We start from the raw sequence: 23,472 nt of genomic DNA, 5'->3' as shown, positions 1-23,472 counted from the left end.
GCCCGGTCATATGCCCAGGAATGGCTGAATCGCCCGAACGATCCAGCTGCGGAACTTCAGCGGCGCGTCCGTCACCGCAAGGCAGATGCAGTCGGCGTCCGGCGTGGCTACAGGCTGATGCGTCAGGCTTGCATCGGCATCTTCGAGGTCGCCGCGTCCGAACTTGTCGTCACCATCGACGAAGCTGCCGCTGAGCACCAGGGTCAGTTCGCGCCCGCCATGGCTGTGCTCCGGAACCGGCTTGCCCGCGGGTATACGCAGCAGCCGGACCTTCGTCTCGCGGTCCGCTGTCCTGATCGGTATCTGGTAGGCGCCGCGCCCGAGCGGCCGCCATTTGAGGGTGTCGATGTCGCCGCCGACATAGGAGCGCAACGGCTCTGGCAATCCGCCGCCGTGTCCGGCAGATGTAGTTTGCCGCAAAGCGGCCGCGGGACTTCCGGCCTGTTGTTGCAGGCGGTTGCGTACACTGGCCCAGGAATCGTCGACGGCGGCATCGTCGGCCATGGTCTCGAGCAGCTCGCCGCCAATACTTTCGGCCACGGTCAGGCGGCGCCGGCAAGACGGGCAGAGGGCAAGGTGCGTGGCGACCGCAATGCTCCAGCCTTCGGCGAGGCTGCCGGCGGCATAACTGACGAGCAGGTCGTCGCTGATATGGTGACGGATGGTCACGATATATCTCCAGATTGGGTGAGCGCGGCCCGCAGTTTGTCGAAAGCGAGGCGCATGCGCGACTTGACCGTTCCCAGAGGGAGATTAAGACGCGTCGCGATCGCGCTGTGCGACTGGTCCTCGAAGAAGGACAATTTCAGCAGCGCCGCCTGTTCCTCTGGCAGCGCCGCGATCGCCCGGTGGAGTTGCTCCGAAGCCTGCCGGGCATCGAACTCGGCGTCGGCCGGCGCCACGTCATCAGGTACGAAGGCGGGGTCGTTGGGGTCGAAATCCGGTCGCTTCTCGCGCCTGAAAGCGTCGATGCGCAGGTTGCGCGCGATGGTGAAAATCCAGGTCGATACCGCGCCCTTTGACGGATCGAACCTGTCGGCCTTGTTCCAGACCGCGATCATGGTTTCCTGCATAAGTTCCTCGGCCAGATGACCGTCGCCGCCCATACGCGCCATGTAGGCTTTGACGCGCGGCGCGAAATGGCGAAAGAGTGCCTCATAGGCGTCGAGGTCCTTCCGCGCACCTACCGCGCACAGCAGTGCGACCATGTCCGGCGTTTGATCGGCATCAGTCTTGCGGAGCATACCTGAATTTCCCACCTCGCAATGCCGCGGCGCGGAGAGGCGCCAATACCCCACCATAGAACGTTTCTGCCACGCCGGCGCGCTTATGGGAACGATAGTGTTCATGCCGTCGATACGTCATCGAACGGCAGTCGGATCACCGCTTCGCGAAATTTTTGCTCCGACCGATCCGGCGCGACTTTCGCTGCGTATGAGCAAACAAGACTGTAGCAGCATCGGAGAGGTAGAAAGTGCGAGTTCATACCAACAGGGAGTTGCCGGACCATGAACGCCGGGTGGCAGTCGTTGGGTCGGGCATTTCGGGCCTTTCGGCGGCCTGGCTGCTTAGTCGTAAGCTCAACGTGACACTCTACGAGAGTGAGAAGCGCCTCGGCGGTCATTCCAACACGGTCATGGTGCCGACGAAAGACGGGGTTATCCCTGTCGATACCGGTTTCATCGTCTACAACGCGCGCAACTATCCAAACCTCGTTGCCCTGTTCAAGGAAGTGGGAGTGCCGACGGCTGGCTCCGACATGTCCTTCGCCGCTTCCCTCGAGGGTGGCAAGCTCGAATATTCCGGTTCCGGCTTCAACGGCCTGATCGGCCAGAGAGGCAACGTCGTGCGACCGCGTTTCTGGCGGATGATGCGGGACATATTGCGTTTCTACCGCGAGGCGCCGGCCCTGCTGGTTCGCTCAGACCTCCGCGGCGTCAGCCTCGGCGAATATCTCGATCGCAACCACTATGCGCCGGCCTTCATCGAGGATCATCTCTTGCCGATGGGGGCGGCGATCTGGTCGACCACTGCGCGCGAGATGCGCGACTACCCGCTTCTTGCCTTCGTCAGGTTCTTTGCGAGCCATGGCCTGCTCAGCCTCGCCGACCGTCCGAAGTGGCGAACCGTTCTTGGCGGCAGCCAGGAATATGTTCAACGCCTGAGCGCGAGCTTCATCGAGGGCGTCCGGCTGGGCGTCGGGGTCCGCAGCATCTCGCGCGAGAATGGTCGCGTCGTCGTCACCGACACCGCCGGAAACGTCGATACCTTCACCGATGTCGTCATTGCTACCCATGCCGACCAGGCGCTCGGCCTGTTGGCCGATGCCGACCATGAGGAGCGGGACCTGCTCGGCGCCTTCCGCTACACCGACAATCTGGCGGTGCTGCATTCCGACGAAAACCTGATGCCAAAGCGCCGGCGTGTCTGGTCGAGCTGGAACTATATCGGCGAAAGCCGCGACGAAACCAACCAGCCACTGTGCGTGACTTACTGGATGAATCGGCTCCAGAACCTCGATATGCGCCACCCGCTGTTCGTGACACTTAATCCGACCCGTGAGATCGCTCCGCCGAAGGTCATCGGACGCTACAGTTATACGCACCCGCTGTTCGATCAGCGCGCGCTCGACGCCCAGCAGCAGCTCTGGCGCCTTCAAGGCAAGCGCAACACCTGGTTCTGCGGTGCCTATTTCGGGTTCGGTTTCCACGAGGACGGCCTGCAGTCGGGGCTGGCCGTTGCCGAAAGCATTGCTGATGTGCGACGGCCCTGGCGGGTTCGTGACGAATCCGGGCGCATTGCGCTCCAGCCCCAACTGGAGGCGGCGGAATGAGCTTCCAGTCGGCGCTTTTCATGGGCGAGGTGATGCATGCACGCGCAAGGCCGCGCCGTCACAAGCTGCATTACCGAGTCTTTTCGCTTCTGCTCGATGTGGACGAGTTGGAGGCCATGAGCGCCTTGTCTCGGCTGTTCGGCTACAACCGTCGTGCCGTGCTGAGCTTCTGGGACGCCGACCACGGCGACGGCAGCGCGGGCGGCCTGCGTTCCTGGGTCGAAGCGCGATTGCGCGAAGCCGGCAGGCTGGATGACGGGATGAGCATCCGCGTGCTGTGCTATCCCCGTATTTTCGGCTACGTGTTCAATCCGCTGACGGTCTATTTCTGCTATGCCTCCGGCGGCGCGTTGCGGGCCATTCTCTACGAAGTCTGCAACACTTTCGGCGAGCGCCACACCTACGTCATTCCCGTTGAGGATGGCGCGACGGGACCGGTGCGGCAGGCCTGCGCCAAGGAACTTTACGTCTCGCCCTTCCTGCCGATGTCGTGCTTCTACCGGTTCCACATCGAGCCGCCGGGCGACAAGGTGCTTGTACGTATCGATGAATCGGACGCGGAGGGCCCGCTTCTGGTCGCCTCGTTTTCCGGCCGGCGCGAGCCGGTGTCGGATCGCGCGCTTTTCCGCGCGCTCATCCGCTACCCATTGATGACGCTCAAGGTGACCCTGGGCATCCATTGGGAGGCGTTGCGCATCTGGTGGAAAGGCATCCCCGTGCACCGGCATAGCGCTGCAGCCAACAAGATCGCCACGACCATCGTGGCGGGAAAAATTTCAGGACACAAGCACCCATGAGCAACGTCGAAGGAAAGTCGGTCTGCGCGAAAAGCTTTCGCCGGCCGCTATGGGCGCGTCTTCTCTGCCGCGCGGCAGACAGGATCGCCGTAGGCCAACTCACCATCCGTTTCCCAAACGGCAGCACGCATTTCGCGCAAGGGGCGCTGCCCGGTCCGTCGGCAACCCTCAACGTGCGGTCGGGAAAGCTGGCGTGGAAGCTGGCAAGCGGCGGCGACCTTGGCTTTGCCCGCTCCTATATCGACGGCGACTGGGACAGCCCTGATCTCGGCGCCGTGCTGCAATTGGGTATTGCCAATGAAGCTGCGCTCGCCACCGTCCTCGATGCGCCGGGGCCGGCCAGGCTCGTCGCATTCCTGCGGCATCGGCTTCGCGCCAACACGCGTGCCGGCAGCCGGTGCAACATCGCCTTCCACTACGACCTTGGCAACAACTTCTACCGGCAATGGCTCGACGAGACGATGACCTATTCGTCGGCGATGTTTCTGCGCGACGATCAGTCCCTGGCCGATGCGCAGCGGGCCAAATACGCCCGCATCATCGAGGCACTGGAGCTTGGCCCGGATGATCATGTGCTGGAGATCGGATGCGGCTGGGGCGGCTTCGCCGAATTTGCGGCGCGCGAGACGGGCTGCCGGGTGACCGGGCTTACGCTTTCGCGCGAGCAGGCCGAGTTCGCGCGGGACCGCATGGCTGAGGCAGGTTTTGCTGAAAGGGTCGAAATCAGGCTTCAGGACTACCGCGACTGCGCGGGCCAGTTCGACAAGATCGTTTCCATCGAAATGTTCGAGGCGGTCGGAGAGGAAAACTGGCCGACCTATTTCGATGCCCTTCGGTCGCTCCTGAAGCCTGGCGGCCGGGCCATCGTCCAGGTGATCACCATTGCCGACCAACATTTCGCCCACTACCGCCGCAACGCCGACTTCATCCAGACCTACATCTTTCCGGGCGGCATGCTGCCATCACCAACGGCCTTCACCTCCATCGCGACGGAGCGGCGGCTGGCTGTGCTCGACAGGCATTTCTTCGGGGCCGACTATGACAGGACACTGCTTGCCTGGGACAGGGCGTTCGTTGCGGCCTGGCATCGCATCGAGCCGCTTGGCTTCGATGCGCGCTTCAAGCGCATGTGGCGCTATTATTTGCACTACTGCGCCATCGGCTTCCGCAGCGGGAGGATCGATGTCGGCCAGTTCCTGCTGCAGCGCGATTGAATGAGGGGCACGGTCGTCAACTGCGGATCATGCGGCGCGTCACGGCAAGGCGCAACCTTGCCGGCAGTGCCGCCAGAAGCTTCATCGACAGCACCATCTGCCAGGGGAAGGCAATCTCGAAGTGGCGGGATTTCAGCCCAGCCATGATGTGATCGACCGCCGCATCGGCCGAAATCAGGAACGGCATCGGAAAGTCGTTCTTCTGCGTCAGCGGAGTGTCTACGAAACCTGGATTGACGAGGCTCAGGCGCACATTGTGCGCTGCAAGTTCAGGTTGGAGCCCCTCGCACATGTTGATAAGCGCGGCTTTGGACGCGCCATAGGCGGCGGCACCCGGCAGGCCGACATAGCCGGCGACCGAGGAAACGACGGCAATGTGCCCGGCCCCGCGCGCAAGCATGCGCGGCATCAGCGCGGCCAGGCAATGGACGCTGCCCATCAGGTTGACGTCGATCGTGGCGCGAAACGCGGCGGCGTCGAACTGCGCTGCGGAGTCGCGGCCGTAAGTGCCGGCGTTGAGCACGGCGAGATCGAGCGGCCCCAAGCTATCCTCGATCTTCGCGACGACCTTCTGCGTCGCCTCCGCGTCCGTTACGTCGAGCGGAAACGCGTGGATGCAGCCCGGGGCTTCGGTGGCAAGCGTGGCGAGGTCTGTCGCCGTCCGCGCACTTGCGGCGACATTCCATCCCTCCTCGGCGAGGCGGAGCGCAAGCGCGCGGCCGATGCCGGAACCGGCGCCGGTCACCCACGCCGACCCGCCGGACGTCGTCCCGGCCTCCCCAGGTTTATCAACGTTCATGTATGGCTGCTCCCTCGGAACTCAGATCTACACCTGTGTTACGTAGAAAGCCGGCAGTTGGTTCAATGGGCGGCTCATGTAACTGGGCGGGGACGGTGGCTTGAGCAGGCGTTTGACAAGAAGCCGCATCAACTTTCGGGGGGCACGGCAACATCGATCACAACCACATGTATCGTCGCGAATTTTTTGATCATTTTCCGAAGGAGTAGTGGGCGGCTCCAAGAAGTTGGGCCGCTCGGGACATATCGATAACCTGGGATGGCGGTCCTGTGGTGATCTGGACGGTGCGAAGAAGTTGTTCAGGGGTAGGGCTGGATAGCTTCCTGCCTCCGGAATAACAATGCTCGAGCGCTGGCGAACTCGTGGTGGTGGACGGGGATGGTCGCTACCAATATCGAGTACGGTTAGAAGAGTGACCGATGAATTACCGCTAGGTCATTGGGTGTGGCGGCGAATACCCTCAACTCGGTCCGCCCAAGTCGCAATCCGGCTCTGGTATTGCTACCGCAACCAACTGCGTCGCAGCCATGTCGGCTCGGCATGATGACGTCCCCGAGAGTGGTGTAACTGGCGAGGTGGCCATCAGTGTTTTTCCGGTAGGGTCGGGTTGTTCAAGACCAACCTGAGGGGAAGACCACCGATGACCGACGAAATGATGAAGCTGCGTTCGCTTGTTGAGAAGAGCGCCGATGCCGATTTGCTGCGGGAGATGATCGGTTTTGCCGCCGAGAAGCTGATGGAGATGGAGGTCGGCGCGAAGACGGGCGCGGCCTATGGCGAGAAGAACGCGTTCCGGCTTGCCCAGCGCAATGGCTACCGCGAGCGCGACTGGGAGACGCGGGCGGGGCTGGTGGAACTGCGTATTCCGAAGCTTCGCAGCGGCAGCTATTTCCGACCTTTCTCGAACCGCGCCGGATGGCCGAGAAGGCGCTGACCGCCGTCATCCAGGAAGCCTACATCCAGGGCATCTCGACCCGCTCGGTCGACGACCTGGTCAAGGCGATGGGCATGAGCGGCATTTCCAAGAGCCAGGTCAGCCGCCTGTGCGAAGAGATCGACGACAAGGTCAAGGTCTTCCTCACCCGGCCCATCGAGGGCGACTGGCCGTAACTGTGGATCGACGCCACCTATCTGAAGGTCCGGCGCGGCGGCCGCATCGTTTCCGTCGCCGTCATCATCGCCGTCAGCGTCAACGCCCACGGACGGCGCGAGGTCCTGGGCATGGAGATCGGCACGTCCGAGGCCGAGCCGATCTGGACGGGCCCGCAACATGGACCGAGCCGACGCTTAGGGCTTCGGCGGTACTCCCGTCTTCATAATTGCGACCCGCGATCTACCAGGACAGGCAGGGGCTGCAAGCCGCTATCGCTCCAGCCCGCTAGAGCTAAAGCTGCATGCGTGATCAGGAACAGTTTTGCTCGCCGGATGTTCAGAGGATGTTTCCAACCTCTGCTAACCTCGGATTTGGAATATGTCGGCAGAATAGGAAGCGCTCTTAGCGTTGTTGCAGATCGTGTCCCACCACGGCCATTTCGAGGTGCGGCTTGTGTTTCTTGCCAGGTAGCAGGTGCGCGAGAACCTCGGCGCGTCCTTGACCTCGAAGAGGCGCCCGTCCTGGATATGCTGCGCGACAATTCTGGCCGGGAGGTAGGCGGAGCCGCCCCAGGACAGGATGTGGTTCAAGGCGTGGGAACTGTTCGTGAAGGTCACGATCGCGGTCTCGTCGACCGGGAACGCTCCGGCATGCCAGCGCCGGAAATCCTCGCCGTGATCGACGTAGACATACATCGGGTCCCAGCGCATCAGGTCGCGCTGTACCGTCGACACTTCGAGGAATACGTCCTCAAAAAGGGGGTCGATTGTGAACCCACTGGTGATCGGAGGCTCGTATGCGATTGCTATGTCCACGATCGCGTTTGAAAGCCAGAGCCGGTTCTCGCTCTCATTGCCACATTGAACATTGAGCGCGATGGTCGGGCAGGCCGCCCTCAGGCTGTTGACCCACCATTCGCCGGCCGATGGCCAAAGCGAATCCACGCAGCCGAAATTGCAGACATCGTCAAAGCCTTTTGGAAGGGAGGTGTCGTGCCGCGCCTGCTTCCAGACCTGTACCATGATCTGCGCGTGCCGGAGGAACTTGGAACCGGCGGCGGTAAGCTCCGCGCCGGACTTTATGCGCCGAAGCAGCTTCTGGCCGATCACGTCCTCGAGCGCGTTTATCCGCGCGGTTACCGTGGATTGGGTGACGTTGAGCTTGGTGGCGGCCTTGTTGAGGTTGCCAGTTTCGACCACCACCAAAAAAGTGTGCACGTGCGACAGGTTCATGTTTGCGGCCTCCTCCCCATCCATGGACATCGTCGATCTTAGTTCGACATTATCGAACATTACGACTAAAATATTTTGATTTACGGGATTATGCCTCTCTGTCAAGAGTAGCCCCGAGGTGAAGGGCGCAAGCGCCCGGCGTTGCCCCCAGGGGCGGCGCGTCGTGTGTGAAAGGGAGGTCATGAGCTGCACGTCAGAGCAATTCCGGCTGGCCATGCGCAGGTTTCCGGCGAGCGTGTGCGTCATAGCCACAGGCGAGGCCCCAAATCGTGTCGGCCTGACCGCGACGGCCGTCTGCTCGCTGTCGGCCGCGCCGCCGCAGATCCTCGTCTGCCTCAACGCCGAGACCGGCACCTGCAAGGCCATCCGCGAAGGGCGGACATTCTCGGTCAACATGCTGACGAGCGAACAGCTTGGCCTGGCGCGCCGTTTTGCCGGAATCGAGAGCGGCGCGATCGGAGAGGAGCGGTTCGAGGCCGGCGCCTGGCGTAAAGGCGCCAACGGGGCGCCGGTGCTAAACGATGCCATGATGACGTTCGAGTGCCGCCTAGTGACGAGCCATGCCGTGGCCACCCATGTCATCCTGATCGGGGAAGTGCTCGACATCCCCGAAAATGACCATGATGACGCTTTACTCTATCGCAGCGGTGCATTCGGCACCTGGGCGCCGCTGCCGGAAGCGGCGACCGGCGCGCGCGCGTGAAGCGGCGTGCGGCCTGTACCCCGCCTTCCGGCGCTGCAAAGCCAACGGGCGGTCTCGCGCTATGGCTGCTGAGAAGGAACCAATGGTGAAGCCAACATCCTTATCCCATGGTGAGACCTCTGCGGCCGTCTCTTGCCGCAACGTGTGGAAGGTCTTCGGAAACGGCCAAAAGGTCCGGCAAATTCTGGACAAGATCCTGTCCGGCGAGATCGGTCGGGAAGAGGCGCGAAACGAGCACGGATGCGTGCTTGCGGTGCAGAACGCCAGTTTCGAGGTCGGGCGCGGCGAGGTCTTCTGCATCATGGGCCTGTCGGGGTCGGGCAAGTCCACCCTGATCCGCCACATCAACAGGCTGATCGAACCGACTGTCGGCGACGTCGAGATCGAGGGCCGCTCCATGGCCGCGCTCGATCCGGCAGCGCTGCGCGAGATACGCGCCCGCAAGATCGGCATGGTGTTCCAGAACGTGGCCCTGCTTCCGCACCGCACCGTTGCGGAGAACACGCGCCTGCCGCTTGAGTTGCGGGGCGAGCAGGCCGCCAAGTGCGAGCAGGAAGTGCGGCGCACGCTGGAGATCGTGGGCCTGCGCGGCTGGGAAGACCGCTATCCCAAGGAACTCTCCGGCGGCATGCAGCAGCGGGTGGGACTTGCCCGCGCCCTGGCCGCGGATGCCAGCATTCTTCTGATGGACGAGCCGTTCAGCGCGCTCGATCCGTTGATCCGGCGACAGCTTCAGACGGAGTTCCGGCGGCTTACGAAGACCTTGGACAAGACCGCGCTGTTCATCACGCACGATCTGGAAGAGGCAATTCGAATTGGCGACCGCATCGCGATCATGCGCGACGGCAAGATCGTGCAGATCGGCACGCCGGAAGAGATCGTCATGTCGCCGGTCGACGACTATGTCGCGCAGTTCGTTGAGGGCATCTCCAAGGTTCACCTGGTCAAGGCCGAGCGCGTGATGGTGCCGCTGGAGGAATACGCCCGCCCCGGTGCCTCGGCTGAAGCCGGCTCCACGGCCGACTGGCCGAGAGTCCACCCGGACGCCGATCTGGACGAGCTCATCCAGCTTCAGCTGAAGCACGAGCGGCCGGTCATCATCGAGGATGGCGGCTCCATTGCCGGGGTTGTCGGCGTGCGTGAGATCTTGAAGGCGGTCCGGGCTGGTCGGGAGTAGGATGGCGATGAAGCATCAAACCGTTGAATCGGAGAGCGCCACCGTGTCGCCTGGCAAGCCGGCTGGCGCCCCCATTGGCCTCGACATGCTGGTTGGTCCGCTGCTGGCCTCCAGTCCGCGCCCGAATTCCGCTCTCGCGATCTATCTGTTATCGGATGGCCTTGCCGCGGGGCTTGCGGCGCAAGGCCGCTACTTCCTGGCGCTGGCGTCGCTGGTGGTCGGGCGCGCGGCGGCAATCGCATGGGTCGCGTGGAGCGGGCGCCGGGCGTCTGCGCAGGCCCGCCAGCGTGGCGAGGTTTTGCACCGCCTGCTTGGCCTCGTGGTCTATTGCATCGCCTTGGCCGCGATCTTCGTTGCCAACTCGGCTCTGCCTGTGGCTGCTTCGCTTTCGCGCTTCCCCGCCATGCAGTCCCTTCGAGGCACGACGGCGCAAGGCATCGACCAGACGGTCATGTTCCTGACTGCGCAGGGCGACAGCGTGTTCCGGATCATCACGCGCGCGCTCCTTGGCCTGCTCACCTCGCTGGAGGCATTGCTGACCATGACGCCCTGGCCGGTCATGTTCGCCGTCACGGGCCTGCTCGCCTGGCGCCGTGGCGGGATAGGGCTGCTCGCGCTGGCATGGGTCGCGCTCGGCTATCTGGGCCTGTTCGGCTACTGGAGCGAGGCGATCGCCACCTCGGCGCTGGTTCTGGCATCTCTCTGCGTCTGCATCCTGATCGGCATTCCGACGGGCATTCTCATGGCCAAGAACAGGGTTGCCCGCGCAGTGGTCTCGCCCTTGCTCGACCTGATGCAGACCATGCCGAGCTTCGTCTATCTGCTGCCGGCCGTGGCCTTCTTCTCCATCGGCAAGCCGCCGGCGCTGATTGCAACGGTCATCTTCGCGGTTCCGCCGCTCATCAGGCTCACCTGCCTGGGCATAGAGCAGGTGCCGGTCTACGTGAAGGAGGCGATGCTGGCCCACGGCGCCCGGCCGTTGCAGACGATGCTCAAGGCCGAGCTGCCGCTGGCGCTGCCCTCCATCCGCGCCGGCATCAACCAGACGATCATGATGTGCCTGTCGATGGTGGTGATCGCGGCCCTGATCGGCGGCGGCGGCCTTGGCTACAACGTGCTCTTTGCTCTGCAAAACGTCCAGTACGGCGAAGGCATCCTCGCCGGGCTCGGCATCGTCTTCTGCGCAATTCTTTTCGATCGACTGGTCGGCAAGCGCGAAACCGACCGCGGATAGGTCGCGGTTTTCACAATCACAGGGAGGAAGTTATGAATCTTAGAAATTGGGTATGTGGACTGGCGCTGGCAACAGCGTTCAGCTTCACGCAGAGTGGCTTTGCCAATGCCGGCACCAAGGTCGTCCTGGCGGACCTGACCTGGGACGAGCCGCGCGTGGTCAATGCGGTGCTGAAGGAAATCCTGACCCAGAAATACGGGGCGGATGTCGAACTAATCACCGCCGACCAGACTGCCGTGTTCGCGGCCATGGCCAAGGGCGACGGTTCGGTCGACGTGCATCCGGCCGTCTGGTCCGGCGCGCAGCAGACGAACATCGACAAGTTCGTCACCGAGGAGAAGAAGGTACGCCTCAACGAGAAGCCCTACAACGCGACCGACGGGTTCTACATTCCCACCTTCATCGCGCAGCAGTACGGCATCAAGTCCATCGAGGACCTCAAGAAGCCCGAGATCGCCAAGCTGTTCGACATCAACGGCGACGGGCGCGGCGACTATTGGCCGGGCGGCCCCGGCTGGGGCGTCACCAACATCTATCGCGTCAAGGCAGTGAGCTACGGCCTTGAGGAGCTCTACGATCCGATCGTGGCTTCCGATGCATTGATCAAGGCGCAGATCGCCACCGCGTTCCAGAAGAAGACCGGCGTTCTGTTCTACTACTGGAAGCCGGAAGCGCTGCACCAGGCCTATGACCTGACCAAGCTCGAGGAGCCGGCATTCAACGGCTACGCGATGGACTCGAAGAAGGGCGAGGCGGACTACAATCCCGACGGTTGCTACAAATATGTCGACCCCAAGGAATCCGCCAATTGGCTGAGCGAAAGCAAGATCACCTGCGCGACGCCACCGCAGCCGATCTACATCGCTTATTCGGCTTCGCTCGAGGAGCGCGCGCCCGAGATCGCCAAGTTCCTCTCCAAGGTGGCGATCGAGCCCGAGGAAGTGGGCGCGTGGATCTATTCCATGTCGGTCGACAAGAAGGACCCCGCCGTGGTTGCCAAGGAATGGGTCGAAGCCCATCCGAACCGCGTCAAGTCCTGGACGGGCGAGTAAAGCCCAAGCCTGAGACTGATTGAACCAATAGCCGCCATGCATTCGCGTGGCGGCTTTTTTCGTTTGCGTATATTCACCGATAAAATTCGGATTATGCGAATAATATTGCCGATATAATTTGATTTCGTAAACTGATGTGCCATGGCATATTGCCTCCAATTCAATTTGGAGACGCCTCGTGGAGTTCAATCACTTTCTGTCGTCGTACTATCCGGACCCGGCGTATGGGGGCGACCGCCTCTATGCCGACATGATCGAGCAGGCGGTGCTCGCCGATCGTCTCGGCTATCGCGGGGTGACCATCCCCGAGCACCACCTCATCAACATCCTGCTGGTGCCGGACCCGCTGCAGATGGCCGTCAAGGTCGCCAGCGTGACGTCGCGGGTGGAAATCGTCACCTCGGTTTCGGTGCTGCCGCTGCACGACATGCGCGTCTTCGCCGGCCAGGCCGTCCAGGCCGATATCCTGTGCGAGGGGCGCCTCATCATCGGCGTCGGCCGCGGCGCATTTGCCTACGAGATGGGCCGCATGGGCACGCCCATCGAAAACTCGCGCGAGAAGTTCGATGAATCGCTGAACCTGCTCATCGCACTCTTCACACAGGAAGAGGTGTCGTGGGACGGCAAGTACTACAAGTTCGATCCCATCACCGTCATGCCGCGTCCGGTCACCAAGCCGATGCCGCAGCTGATGATGGCGGCACTGATCCCCGAGGCCATCTACGCCTCCGTCAAGCGCGGCTTCCACATCCAGACGACCCCGCTCGACGCCACCCTGGAAAAGATGACGGCGCAGATCGACGCCTTCCATCGCGGCAAGGCGGAACTGGGGGAGGCGGGCAAGCACCTGCGACTGGCGCTGTCGCGGGTCTGCCTGCTTGCCAAGGACGACGCCGACGTGAAGCGCAAGACCGAGCTCGCCTATGAGTATTACGGCCGCTTCAACAACGTGTTCACCGGCCCCGGCATCGTCGAGAACGGCGTCATCAAGTCGCTGCCGCAGAAGCAGACCATCGAGGAGCTGTCGCAGAACCTCATCATCTGCACGGCCTCGGAAATGGTCGACCGGGTTTCCCAATATGCCGAGCTGGGCATCGACGATTTCATCATGAACGTGAACATCGGCGAGACCCATCAGGAATCGCTGGAGGCCATGGAGCGCTTCGCCAGCGAGGTGATGCCGCACATCTCGGCTTCGGCCAAGCGCGCTGCCTGATCAGGGCCAAGCGTGCGCGCGAGCCGGCGGTTGCCGTCGCTCGCGCCACGCGCCGAGTTGTTCGGAGGAGGGATAAATGTCGCATGACGTCTGGGTGGATGCGCAGAGCTGCGATCGCCGCGCCTTCCGCGACATGCTAGGTTCGTTCATGACCGGTGTCACCGTGGTGGCGGCGCGGGACGAGAACGGCGCGCCGAGCGCATTCACGGCAAACTCCTTCACCTCGGTTTCGCTCGACCCGCCGCTGATCCTTGTCTGCCTGGCGAAGGCGGCGGCCAGCGCCGGCGTCTTCAGCCGGGCCGACCGGTTCAGCGTCAACATCCTTGGCGACGGGCAGCGCGATCTTTCCGCCGCCTTCGCCTCGCGCAGCCCGGCCAAGGAGGCGGCGCTGGACACGCTCACGCCGGCAACCCCGCCGGTGCTCGAGGGCAGCCTCGCCAACATGGTCTGCGAGCGCCGCCAGCTCGTCGACGCCGGCGATCATCTCATCCTGATCGGTGCCGTCACCGAATTCCGCACCGCGGTCGGCCAGCCGCTGGGCTATTTCCGCGGTGGCTATGTCGGCTTCGGCCTGGCAGTCCAGACACTCGAGCAGCTGGCGGTGCCGCTTCACGTCGGCGGCCTTTTGGAGCATGACGGCCGCGTGGTGCTCTGCCGCCGCGCCGGCGCGGCGCATTGGGAGGTGCCGAGCGCGCCGCTCAAGGCCGGCGAGCAGCACAGCACCCTCATCGGCAAGATTTTCGCCCGGTTTGGAATCGCCGCCAGTCCGTCCTTCCTCTATTCGGTCTTCCAGGAAGAGGAGGCTCACACCACCATGGTATTCACGACCGAGGCGACGGCGTGTTTCGGCTGCGGCAGCCTGGACGACGGCACGCAGACCGCATCCTTCGGCGTCGAGGACGAGCCCTGGACCCTGGTCAGGGGCACGATGATGCAGGGCATGCTGCAGCGCTTCTTCCGCGAGAGGGCGGCGGGCTGCTTCGGCATCTACTACGACACCGCCGATGGCGGCCGGGTCGCGCCCATCGGCAGCAGGCCGCGCCCCTGGGCCGAGTGGCGGCCTGAAAGCGAGGCCGCGGCCCGATAGACACGCGCCGCTGGTTGCCTCGACTCAACTTTCGGGCGTGTGGACACGCTCCGCCGCCTGATCCCTAGCTCGAAAACGGAGAACTGAAGAAATGCCGGTCATCAAAGTGGAAATGTTCAGCGGCCGCACGGTCGACCAGAAGCGCAAGCTGGTCAAGGCGCTGACGGACAGCTTCATCGACGTCTGCGGCGGCAAGCCGCAGTCGGTCCACATCATCATCAAGGACGTCGACAAGGCCGACTGGGGTGTCGGCGGCGAGCTGTGCTCGGACCTCTATCCCGACGCCAAGCCAGCCGGAAGCAATTGAGGCGGGCACAATGAGCAACGCAATAGACTGCGTGCACTCCATCGAGGGCAGCGGGCCTGCCCTGTTCCTGATCCATGGCATCGGCGCACGCCGTGCCGGCTGGGCGAAGCTCGTCGAGCAGCTGAAGGACAAGTTCACCTGCATCTCCTATGACCTGCGCGGCCATGGCGACTCGCCGGTGCCCTCGGGCCGCTTCGGTCTCGACGATCTCGTCGACGACCTGGAGCACCTGCGCGCCAAGCTTGGCATCGAACGGGCGCATTTCGCCGGGCATTCGCTCGGCGGCATGATCGGGCCGGCCTACGCCCGGCGCTTTCCGCAGCGGGTGATCTCGCTCGGGCTGCTGTCGACGGCCGCCTTCCGCACCGAAGACGACAGCGCCAAGGTCAAGGCGGTGGTCGCGGCCATGCGCGAACGCGGCATCGGCCAGGTGCTCGATACGCTGACGGCGCGCTGGTTCACCGACGAGTTCGCGGCAGAGCACCCAGACGTCATCGAGTGGCGCAAGCAGCAGGTGGTGGACACGCCCGCCGAGGTCTTCCTCAACGTCTTCGACATCTATGCCGAGACGGAGATGAGCCCCTGGCTGCACGAAGTGACGGCTCCCGCGCTGGTGCTGACCGGCGAGCTCGATGGCGGCTGCAACCCGCGTCTCAACAAGCAGATCGCCGCGGCGCTGCCGAACTCGGAACTGGTGATCCTGGACGGCCTGAAGCACGCCATCCTGATCGAGGCGCCCGACCGCGTCGCGCCGCCGGTCCGGCAGTTCCTGCTGGCCCATTCCTGACGGCAGCACGCGCCTGCCGCGGCATCTCCCGCGGCAGGCGCTGTTCGTTGCGCTGGTTGCAGGCTATGCGGCGCCCCCCCGTTTTCAACACAAACAGGCTGGATAACCTGCCGCCCGCCCGCTGATCTTCGTGACAGCGACGACCCCGAGAAACTACGGAGACCCCTGATGGCCGACGCCGCCTACACCTATACCGACACCAAGCTGCTGATCGACGGCGAATGGCGCGACGGCCAGGGCGGCCGCACCATTCCCGTCATCGATCCGGCGACGGGCGATGCGATCGGCACCGTCGCCCATGCCGTGCGCGAAGACCTCGACGCTGCCCTGGCGGCGGCAGAGCGCGGCTTCGCGACCTGGAGCAAGGTGTCGGCGTTCGAGCGCTCCAAGATCATGCGCAGGGCTGCCGACCTCCTGCGCGCGCGCAAGGACCACATCGCCTGGCTGATGACGCGCGAGCAGGGCAAGCCGCTCGCCGAGGCGGGCGTCGAGATCATGGCCGCCGCCGACATCATCGACTGGTTCGCCGAAGAGGCGCGCCGCACCTACGGTCAGATCGTGCCGGCCCGTGCAGCCAACGTGCGGCAGGTCGTCACCAAGGAGCCGGTCGGCCCGGTCGCCGCCTTCACGCCATGGAATTTTCCGATCAACCAGGTGGTGCGCAAGCTTTCGGCCGCGCTGGCCACCGGCTGCTCGATCATCGTCAAGGCGCCGGAGGAGACCCCGGCTTCCCCGGCCGAGCTGATCCGCGCCTTCCAGGACGCCGGCGTGCCGGCGGGCGTGATCGGCCTGGTGTTCGGCGTGCCGGCCGAGATCTCCGAATATCTCATCCCGCATCCGGTGATCCGCAAGATCTCGTTCACCGGCTCGACGCCGATCGGCAAGCAGCTCGCCGCGCTCGCCGGCCTGCACATGAAGCGGGCGACCATGGAGCTCGGCGGCCATGCCCCGGCCATCGTGCTCGACGACGCCGACCTCGCCAAGGCGGTCAAGGCGCTGGCGGGCTCGAAGCTGCGCAACGCCGGCCAGGTCTGCATCTCGCCGACCCGCTTCTTGGTGCAGCGCAACGCCTTCGACGGCTTCGTCGACGGCTTTGTCGACACCTTCCGCGCCACCAAGGTCGGCAACGGCCTCGACGCCGGCACGCAAATGGGACCGCTGGCCAATGAGCGGCGCATCCCGGCGCTGGAGGCGCTGATCCAGGATGCCGTCGACCGGGGGGCGGAGCTGCGCACCGGCGGCCGCCGCATCGGCAACACCGGCAATTTCTTCGAGCCGACCGTGCTCGCCAATGTGCCCACCAACGCCCGGGTGATGAACGAGGAGCCGTTCGGCCCGCTGGCGATCATCAACCGCATCGGCACGCTGGACGAGGCGATCGCCGAGGCCAACCGCCTGCCGTTCGGCCTGGCGGCCTATGGCTTCACCAGCTCGCTGGAAGCCGAGCATCGCCTGTCGACCGAGATCGAGGCCGGCATGACCACCATCAACCACATCGGCCTGTCGCTGCCCGAGGTACCGTTCGGCGGCATCAAGGATTCCGGCTACGGCGTCGAGGGCGGGTCGGAAGCGACCGAAGCCTACCTCATCACGAAGTTCGTGACCGTCAGCGCGAGCTGATGCGGCGTGTCGGCAGCCCCGCGATGCCGCTTTCGGGTCGCGCAACCCAGAAGCTGACAGTCCGTTCGCGGCCCCGACACAGCTTTCGATCATTCGTTTCCCGAACTCTGGGCTGCTTTCGCTCGCGGCTGCGGTTATCTTGGCGGGCGCGAGTCCTCGGGCAGGCGGAACCTCGGCTCATCCGAGACTGAAGCGGGCGTTATCGAGCTGAAGAGCAGCCGTTCGCTCGACGGCGCGGGAGGGTGGCCGCACTACGAGTGTTGGTTGGGCGGTAGCGTCTGCTGCAGTAACGTCAGATTGTTCCTCAGGACTTTGATCGAGAAATCGATCTTCAACAACAGGCCGGGGCAAGCTGGGCGTCTTGTTCTCGCAGGGCGCTCCTCAACTCCTGGATCTGCCCGTCCGCCATCTCGAGCCGATCCGCCATCCGATCGGCATAGATGTGCACCAAGGTTCCAAGCCGTGCGGCCTTAATCAGCCGAAGGCGACGCCGACGCTGGCGTTCGGCTGGAGACATTGGAGCGTCGCCCTTGAGCGGGCGGCCTCGTTTCCGTTTGGGCTTGTCCTCGGTGATGGCGTCCTTGCGATTATTGTGCGTCACGAAAATGGAATCGGGTGCCCCCCGGGGTCAAGAGGGCGGCACTGCAATCCTGGACCGGCTTGGCTGCTTACAAGGGCTCAGCCACGCTGTCGGCCGTGCACCTTGCAAAATCTGATTGCGAATTTCCGGGCTCCGGCGAAAGGGCTGCTTGTCTAAAGCGCGACTTACATCAGGCGGGCCTTATGGTGACTGCTTTGCGCCGATGTCGGTCATTTTAGGTACCGTTGTCAACGGCCAAAAGCAGACGCTGTGGCGCGGCCCGAACTACCAAAACTCGTCTCGGGCTCCCAGTTATTGCGATTGGGAAAGCTCCGGTCTAGCTGCACGGCATTCGGGAATACGCACTCTTATTTGAGGGTGTACCACAGCGTGCGTTTTTTAGCGTCGTGGTGAAGGCGAAAGGCCCCGTCTCTAGCCGTGTCGGTGCTAGGCCGCGCGTTGAGCAGCCTAGCATGTCGGCCGCGGCCCTACGAGCTTGGCGAAGGAGGCGTGGCGCGCGGTGATAGACGACGAGGCATTCGCCTTGATCGGATACGGGAGCTTCCGGTTGCTAGACGGCGACAGGTTCCCATTTTGGAGCCTTGGGCGAATACGCCTGTTCAGAAAGCCTGGCGAAATCGACGCGCGGCACGCTGTTGAGCAGCATGCGCGTATAGTCCATCATTGGCCGATCGAAAACGGCGGCGACCGGCCCGTTTTCAACGATCCGTCCATCCTTCATCACCGCGACATGATCGGCAATGCGGCGCACGACGCCGAGATCGTGCGAGATGAACAGCATGGTCATGCCGCGCTCCCGGCATAGGCGCGACAGCAGGTCGAGGATCTGGGCCTGAACCGTCAGATCCAGCGCGGAAACGGGTTCGTCGGCAACCAGGATTCGCGGTGAAATCGACAGGGCGCGCGCAATTGTCACCCGCTGCCGCTGGCCACCGGAGATCTGATGTGGAAATCGCCCGCAAAGAGAGGCGTCGAGGCCGACGCTCGTCAGCAGGTCCTCCACGGCCCGCTGCCGGTCGCCGGGGCGGCCGATCGCATGCAGATCGAGCACCATGCGCAGGCTGTCGCCCACGCGGACGCGTGGATCAAGTGCCGCCATGCTGTCCTGGAACACGGGCTGGATGAGCCGGCGGAACTGCGCGATCGCGCGCCCCTTGAGCCGGTAGGGATCCTGTCCGGCCACCGCAACGGACCCGGAAGTCGGTTGCATCAGCCGGAGCAGGACGCGGGCTAGCGTTGATTTGCCCGATCCGCTCTCCCCGACCGCTCCGTAAATGCTGCCAGAGGGCACGGTCAACTCGATCCGGTCGAGGGCAAGCCGCCCGTTCGATCTCTGCGGCCAAGCACCGCGATAGGCTGCGCATACATTTTCGAGTCGGATTGCCGGCGTCATGGGATCGGGTTCCAGCATAGCAAGGTAGAGTCATCGAGGATTCGGTTCGGCGGCGCGACCGAGCAGACCCCTGTCGCGCGCGGGCAGCGCGGTGCAAAGGCGCAGCCGTCAGAAAGCGTCGCCGGATCCGGGGGATGGCCGTCGAGGCGGCCCGTACGCGTCGGGGCTTCCGGCAAGGCGGCAATCAGGCCGGCTGTATACGGATGGCGCGGCCTCGTGAAGACAGCAGCAAGCGGTCCGCGCTCGACAATCCGGCCGGCATACATGACGGCGACGTGCTGGGCGATCTGCGCCACCACGCCAAGATCATGAGTGATGAACAGCATGGCCATGCCGTGCTTCGCCTGCAGCGCGCGCAGCAGATCGAGGATGCGGGCCTGGACCGTCACGTCGAGCGCGGTGGTCGGCTCGTCGGCAATCATCAGCTTCGGTTGACGGATCGCCGCGATCGCAATGATCACCCGCTGGCGCTGGCCGCCGGAAAGCTGATGCGGATAGGCCCGATATCGGGCGTCTGGCTCCGGCAGTCCGACGGCGGCGATCATCTCCCGTGCCAGTCTTTCGGCGGCGATCGGGCTGAGTTCCGGGTTTGCCGCCCGGGCAGCCTCGGCAATCTGCGGGCCGACGCGCATCACCGGATTGAGGCCGGAGAGCGCCTCCTGCGAGACCAGCGCGACTTCGCGCGCCCTCAGGTGCTTCAGGCGCTCTGCCGGGGCGCCAAGAAGCTCCTCGCCCTGAAGGCGGATGCTTCCCTGCATCGAGGCAGCCGAGGCGACGAACGGCGGCGCGTGAAGGTCGAGGATCGACTTGCCCAGCGCCGATTTTCCGGATCCGCTCTCGCCGACAAGTGCTGTGACCTCGCCTGCAGCGAGATCGAGATCGATGCCTCGAAGAACCGACACGTCCCCGCGCGCGGTGCTAAAGTCCAGTCGAAGGTTGCGGATGGAGAGAAGTGTTTCAGCCATTGCGCCACTCGTCGACTTGATCCCGCAGCGCATCGCCAATGATCTGGAACAGCAGCGTGATGGCGACGATCACCAGCGCCGGCACGCCGGAAATCCACCAGGCGTTGACGAGATGGTCGCGTCCGTCGCCGATCATGCGACCGAGCGAAGCTGTGGGCGGCTGGACGCCGACGCCGAGAAAGGAAAGACCCGCCTCCATCAGCAGAACGCCAGGAAAGCTGAGCGTCAGGATGACCACAAGCGGCGAAAGCAGATTGGGAAGCACATGCCGAAGCGCGATGGCGACAGGGCCAAAGCCCAGGACCCGGGCCGCTTCCATATAGCCCTGTTCGCGAATCGACAGCACCTCGCCGCGCACCAGCCGGGCATAGCCCTCCCATTTGACGAGGCCGATCATCACCACCAGCACCCATGTGCCGGTGCCGAGCAGGGCGATGCCGCACAGCATCAGCAATAGGTTGGGCAGCGAAATGAACACGTCGACGAAGGTCATCAGCACCCGGTCGGTCCACGGACCGCCGAGACCCGCAGCGATGCCGATGGCGATGCCAAGGGCGGCCGAAAAGATGAGGCCAAGGGCGGCGATGCCGAACGAGGTGCGGATGCCCCATAGGCAGCGCGAGAGCAGATCGCGGCCGATCTGGTCGGTGCCGAGCGGAAACTGCCAGTTTCCGCCAGGAAGCCAGGCCGGCGGCACAGAGCGGCGCAGGAGATCGACCGCATTGGGATCGTGCGGGCTGAGCCAGGGCGCAAGCGCCCCGGCGATCAGGATGAGCGCCAGCGCAGCGGTGGCGAAACGGAGCCGGCGCGGAGAGGGCGATGCGGCCATACTGGAAGCGGCCATCTCAGCCCTCCACCCGGACACGCGGATCGGCAAGCATATAGGCAAGGTCCACGAACAGATTGATGAAGACGACGATGCCGGCATAGGCGATCACCCCCATCTGCAGCACAGGAAAGTCGCGCTGTTCGACGGAGGAGACGAGAACACGCCCGACGCCCGGCAGCGAATAGACGGCCTCCACGAAAACCGAGCCATTGACGAGACCGGCAATCTCCAGCCCGAGCACGGTGATCAGCGGGATCATGGCATTGCGCAACACGTGACGCCGGGCGATCGCGCCTTCACGAAGCCCTTTGGAGGCTGCAGTCATCACATAGGGCTTGCCGATCGTGTCGAGCATTGCCGCACGCATGAAACGGGCAACGCCTGCAATCATCGGCACGGCCAGAGTCAGTACCGGAAGGATGTAGTGGGCTGGCGATTCAAGCCCCGAGGTTGGCAGCAGCCGCCAGTAGTAGCCGAAACAGAGGATCAGGCCGATGCCGAGCACGAAATGCGGAACCGCATAGCCGAGAAAGGCAATGCCCATCAGCGAGCGTTCCGCGACGCTGCCGCGCTTCAGCGCCGAGATGGCGCCCAGGGGAATGCCGATGGCAATCGCCACGACAAGCGCCAGCGCACCGACCGACAGGGTCGCCGGCAGGCGATCGGAATACATCTTCCAGACCTGCTCCTCGGTAAAGAGCGAGCGGCCGAAATCCCCGGTGAGGATATGGCTGAGATAGATCGTGAACTGGTCGGCAAGCGGCAGGTCGAGATTCCAGCGGTGATAGAGCGCTTCGGCGTGCTCGGTGGTCACGCCCTCCGGAAACATCGATTCGAGCGGATCGCCCGAAAACCTGACGGTGAGGAACGCGATCAGCAGCACGAAGAACATCGTCACGAGCGCGCGCAACAATCGCCAGAGGAAAAAGCGAAGCATGGAACTGTCTTTCATGGCAAGAGGGGCGGAAGCAAAGGCCTCCGCCCCCGATGCGGACGTCACTTGGTGACGTCGACCTCGCCGGCACGCAGCGGCAGCACGTAGGGGCGGTCGTTCGCCGGAATGCGGAAGCTGAAGCCCTTGCGCATCGCGTAGAGTTCATAGGGCTGGTAAAGCGAGATCCAGCCTGATTCCTGATCGCCGATCTCCAGAAGCTTGCGATAGGCATCGCTTCTCTCGGCCGGATCCGTACCAAACCGCGCTATCTCATAGGTCGCGGCCCATTCCGGGCTCTGCGGTTGCCAAAGCTTCTGCTGGTAGGTCCAGGACGACTGAGACCAGTGGGTATCCATCACGCCCATCGGATCAGGATAGTAGAGCGGGTTCGACCAGGCTCGGAAGTTTGCCTTCTCGTAATCGTATTTCTCGATTTGCTGGAGTTCGAGATTGATGCCGCATTCCTTCCACTGCTGCTGGATCACCTGGGCGGCGAGATCGCCGTACAGATAGTAGCTCTTGGTGAACTGGGCGACGACCGGCTCGCCCTTGTAGCCGGCTTCGGCGAGCAGCCGCTTGGCCTCCGCCGGATCGTATTTCTCGGTCGTATAGGCGGGATCGTAATAGGGCGAACCAAATTCCTTGTACTGCAATGCGGTGGCCGCTGCTGCCTTTCCAGCCCACAGACCATCGACAAGCGCCTTGGAGTCGGTGCAGTAGCGCATCGCCTTGCGGACGCGCGGGTCGGCCGTCGCGCCGTTGCTCATGTTGACGACCCAGACATGGTACATCGGCCAGACGACCCCCATGGTCTCGACACCGTCGACCTTGAGCGCGCTTTCCTGATCCGGCGGAATATTGGTGATCAGGTCGAACTCGCCGTTAACGAGACCGGTCACGCGGCTGGCCACTTCCGAGACCTTCTGGAAGGTCAGTTTGTCGAACGGCGCCGGCTCGCCCCAGAAATCACCGAAGCGCTCCATGACGACCTTGTCCTTGGCGACAAACTGGCTGACCTTGTAGGGTCCAGTGCCGACCGGGTGCAGCGCCGCCTCGGCAAAGCCGAGCTTGTCGTAGTGCTCCTTGGAGGTGATGCCGGCCTGGCGCGACGAGATCAGCGTCTCGAACAGCGGCTCCGGCTTGATCGTGTGGATGCGCACGGTCGACGAGTCGACCACTTCCACGTCCTTGAAATTGTAGAACCAGCGGCCCCAGGTCGAGAAGAATTCCGGATCTTCGTGATGGAACACGCGGTTGAGCGAGAAGGCGACGTCTTCGGCATCCATGACGGTGCCGTCATGCATCTTGACGCCATCGCGCAGCTTCAGTTCCCAAACCGTAGGCTCGATCTTCTTCCACTCGGTGGCGAGCCCGGGCTTGAACGAGACGGAATCGGAAAACAAGTCGCGCTCGATCAGCGTGTCGTAGACCTGATAGAGCATGGGAGCGCTATCGTTTCCGGTCTGGGACTGAACGTCAAAATTGTCGATCTGCGTGGGCAGCGCGATGCGCAGTTCGGCCGCCGCCGCGGGAAGCACGGTGGAGGCGGCGAGAAACGCCGCAAGCGCTGCGGAAGTGGTAATGCTTTTCATGGTGTCC

At 63.7% G+C, this 23,472-nt stretch carries 20 protein-coding genes and 2 pseudogenes; 13 read left to right on the top strand and 9 right to left on the bottom strand.

The window, feature by feature from the left end; translation table 11 throughout:
* Positions 1-6: 6 nt before the first annotated feature.
* Entirely contained in the window at positions 7-669 is a 663-nt protein-coding gene (locus AC3A4H_RS01320) for a ChrR family anti-sigma-E factor (RefSeq protein WP_487765079.1), read from the bottom strand.
* On the bottom strand, positions 666-1,244 hold the full coding sequence (locus AC3A4H_RS01315; RefSeq protein ID WP_487765078.1) for a sigma-70 family RNA polymerase sigma factor: 579 nt from the start codon (positions 1,242-1,244) through the stop codon (positions 666-668). Before AC3A4H_RS01315 ends, AC3A4H_RS01320 begins: the two co-directional genes overlap by 4 nt.
* 230 nt (positions 1,245-1,474) lie before the next feature.
* On the opposite strand from AC3A4H_RS01315, the gene AC3A4H_RS01310 reads away from it, so the two are divergent.
* From AC3A4H_RS01310 to AC3A4H_RS01300, 3 genes are read left to right on the top strand one after another with little or no spacing between them, the layout of a single operon-like run.
* On the top strand, positions 1,475-2,833 hold the full coding sequence (locus AC3A4H_RS01310) for an NAD(P)/FAD-dependent oxidoreductase (protein ID WP_487765077.1): 1,359 nt from the start codon (positions 1,475-1,477) through the stop codon (positions 2,831-2,833).
* Positions 2,830-3,630: a DUF1365 domain-containing protein gene (locus AC3A4H_RS01305; protein ID WP_487765076.1), complete on the top strand. Its 801-nt coding sequence runs from the start codon at positions 2,830-2,832 to the stop codon at positions 3,628-3,630. Before AC3A4H_RS01310 ends, AC3A4H_RS01305 begins: the two co-directional genes overlap by 4 nt.
* Entirely contained in the window at positions 3,627-4,844 is a 1,218-nt protein-coding gene (locus AC3A4H_RS01300) for a class I SAM-dependent methyltransferase (RefSeq protein WP_487765075.1), read from the top strand. The genes AC3A4H_RS01305 and AC3A4H_RS01300 overlap by 4 nt, the downstream gene beginning before the upstream one ends.
* 16 nt (positions 4,845-4,860) lie before the next feature.
* On the opposite strand, the gene AC3A4H_RS01295 is transcribed toward AC3A4H_RS01300, so the two are convergent.
* Positions 4,861-5,643: an SDR family NAD(P)-dependent oxidoreductase gene (locus AC3A4H_RS01295; RefSeq protein WP_487765074.1), complete on the bottom strand. Its 783-nt coding sequence runs from the start codon at positions 5,641-5,643 to the stop codon at positions 4,861-4,863.
* A 640-nt stretch (positions 5,644-6,283) separates the two neighbouring features.
* Between AC3A4H_RS01295 and AC3A4H_RS01290 the strand changes: the two are divergent.
* Positions 6,284-6,903: pseudogene (locus AC3A4H_RS01290) on the top strand (IS256 family transposase); the annotation flags it as partial.
* Positions 6,904-7,095: 192 nt separating this feature from the next.
* Here the strand turns inward: AC3A4H_RS01290 and AC3A4H_RS01285 are convergent.
* On the bottom strand, positions 7,096-8,151 hold the full coding sequence (locus tag AC3A4H_RS01285; RefSeq protein ID WP_487765870.1) for a LysR family transcriptional regulator: 1,056 nt from the start codon (positions 8,149-8,151) through the stop codon (positions 7,096-7,098).
* Here AC3A4H_RS01285 and AC3A4H_RS01280 point away from each other — a divergent pair.
* From AC3A4H_RS01280 to AC3A4H_RS01240, 9 genes and pseudogenes are all read left to right on the top strand, one after another.
* The gene (locus AC3A4H_RS01280; protein ID WP_487765073.1) at positions 8,150-8,671 is read left to right on the top strand and encodes a flavin reductase family protein; all 522 of its coding nucleotides are present in this window, start codon (positions 8,150-8,152) and stop codon (positions 8,669-8,671) included. The genes AC3A4H_RS01285 and AC3A4H_RS01280 overlap by 2 nt on opposite strands.
* Before the next feature lie 82 nt (positions 8,672-8,753).
* Positions 8,754-9,848 (top strand): quaternary amine ABC transporter ATP-binding protein, encoded by a 1,095-nt coding sequence (locus AC3A4H_RS01275; protein WP_487765072.1) that lies wholly within the window; start codon positions 8,754-8,756, stop codon positions 9,846-9,848.
* A 7-nt stretch (positions 9,849-9,855) separates the two neighbouring features.
* Positions 9,856-11,082, top strand: a complete 1,227-nt coding sequence (locus AC3A4H_RS01270; RefSeq protein WP_487765071.1) for an ABC transporter permease — start codon at positions 9,856-9,858, stop codon at positions 11,080-11,082.
* Between the two features lie 32 nt (positions 11,083-11,114).
* Positions 11,115-12,134 (top strand): ABC transporter substrate-binding protein, encoded by a 1,020-nt coding sequence (locus AC3A4H_RS01265; protein ID WP_487765070.1) that lies wholly within the window; start codon positions 11,115-11,117, stop codon positions 12,132-12,134.
* 178 nt (positions 12,135-12,312) lie between these two features.
* Positions 12,313-13,350 carry an LLM class flavin-dependent oxidoreductase gene (locus AC3A4H_RS01260; protein WP_487765069.1) on the top strand — a complete coding sequence of 346 codons (1,038 nt, stop codon included), beginning with the start codon at positions 12,313-12,315 and terminating at the stop codon, positions 13,348-13,350.
* 76 nt (positions 13,351-13,426) lie between these two features.
* Positions 13,427-14,437 (top strand): flavin reductase, encoded by a 1,011-nt coding sequence (locus AC3A4H_RS01255; protein WP_487765068.1) that lies wholly within the window; start codon positions 13,427-13,429, stop codon positions 14,435-14,437.
* A gap of 85 nt (positions 14,438-14,522) precedes the next feature.
* Positions 14,523-14,744: pseudogene (locus tag AC3A4H_RS01250) on the top strand (2-hydroxymuconate tautomerase family protein); the annotation flags it as partial.
* 10 nt (positions 14,745-14,754) lie between these two features.
* Positions 14,755-15,531, top strand: coding sequence for an alpha/beta fold hydrolase (locus tag AC3A4H_RS01245; RefSeq protein WP_487765067.1), 777 nt, complete (start codon positions 14,755-14,757; stop codon positions 15,529-15,531).
* A gap of 168 nt (positions 15,532-15,699) precedes the next feature.
* A complete protein-coding gene (locus tag AC3A4H_RS01240) occupies positions 15,700-17,151 on the top strand; it encodes an NAD-dependent succinate-semialdehyde dehydrogenase (RefSeq protein WP_487765066.1) in 1,452 nt (483 codons plus the stop codon).
* A 1,151-nt stretch (positions 17,152-18,302) separates the two neighbouring features.
* Here AC3A4H_RS01240 and AC3A4H_RS01235 read toward each other — a convergent pair.
* From AC3A4H_RS01235 to AC3A4H_RS01215, 5 genes are read right to left on the bottom strand one after another with little or no spacing between them, the layout of a single operon-like run.
* Complete coding sequence (locus tag AC3A4H_RS01235) at positions 18,303-19,145, bottom strand: ABC transporter ATP-binding protein (protein ID WP_487765065.1); 843 nt, start codon at positions 19,143-19,145, stop codon at positions 18,303-18,305.
* On the bottom strand, positions 19,142-20,110 hold the full coding sequence (locus AC3A4H_RS01230; protein WP_487765064.1) for an ABC transporter ATP-binding protein: 969 nt from the start codon (positions 20,108-20,110) through the stop codon (positions 19,142-19,144). The genes AC3A4H_RS01235 and AC3A4H_RS01230 overlap by 4 nt, the downstream gene beginning before the upstream one ends.
* Positions 20,103-20,954, bottom strand: coding sequence for an ABC transporter permease (locus AC3A4H_RS01225; RefSeq protein WP_487765063.1), 852 nt, complete (start codon positions 20,952-20,954; stop codon positions 20,103-20,105). The genes AC3A4H_RS01230 and AC3A4H_RS01225 overlap by 8 nt, the downstream gene beginning before the upstream one ends.
* A 1-nt stretch (position 20,955) precedes the next feature.
* Positions 20,956-21,876 carry an ABC transporter permease gene (locus AC3A4H_RS01220; protein ID WP_487765062.1) on the bottom strand — a complete coding sequence of 307 codons (921 nt, stop codon included), beginning with the start codon at positions 21,874-21,876 and terminating at the stop codon, positions 20,956-20,958.
* A 59-nt stretch (positions 21,877-21,935) separates the two neighbouring features.
* Entirely contained in the window at positions 21,936-23,465 is a 1,530-nt protein-coding gene (locus AC3A4H_RS01215) for an ABC transporter substrate-binding protein (RefSeq protein ID WP_487765061.1), read from the bottom strand.
* Positions 23,466-23,472: the final 7 nt, after the last annotated feature.

The sequence above is a fragment of the Pseudaminobacter sp. Soil_N_29 genome, from assembly GCF_057656055.1.
The sequence above is the reverse complement of the archived record's forward strand: the minus strand, read 5'-3'. Positions and strand labels throughout refer to the sequence as shown.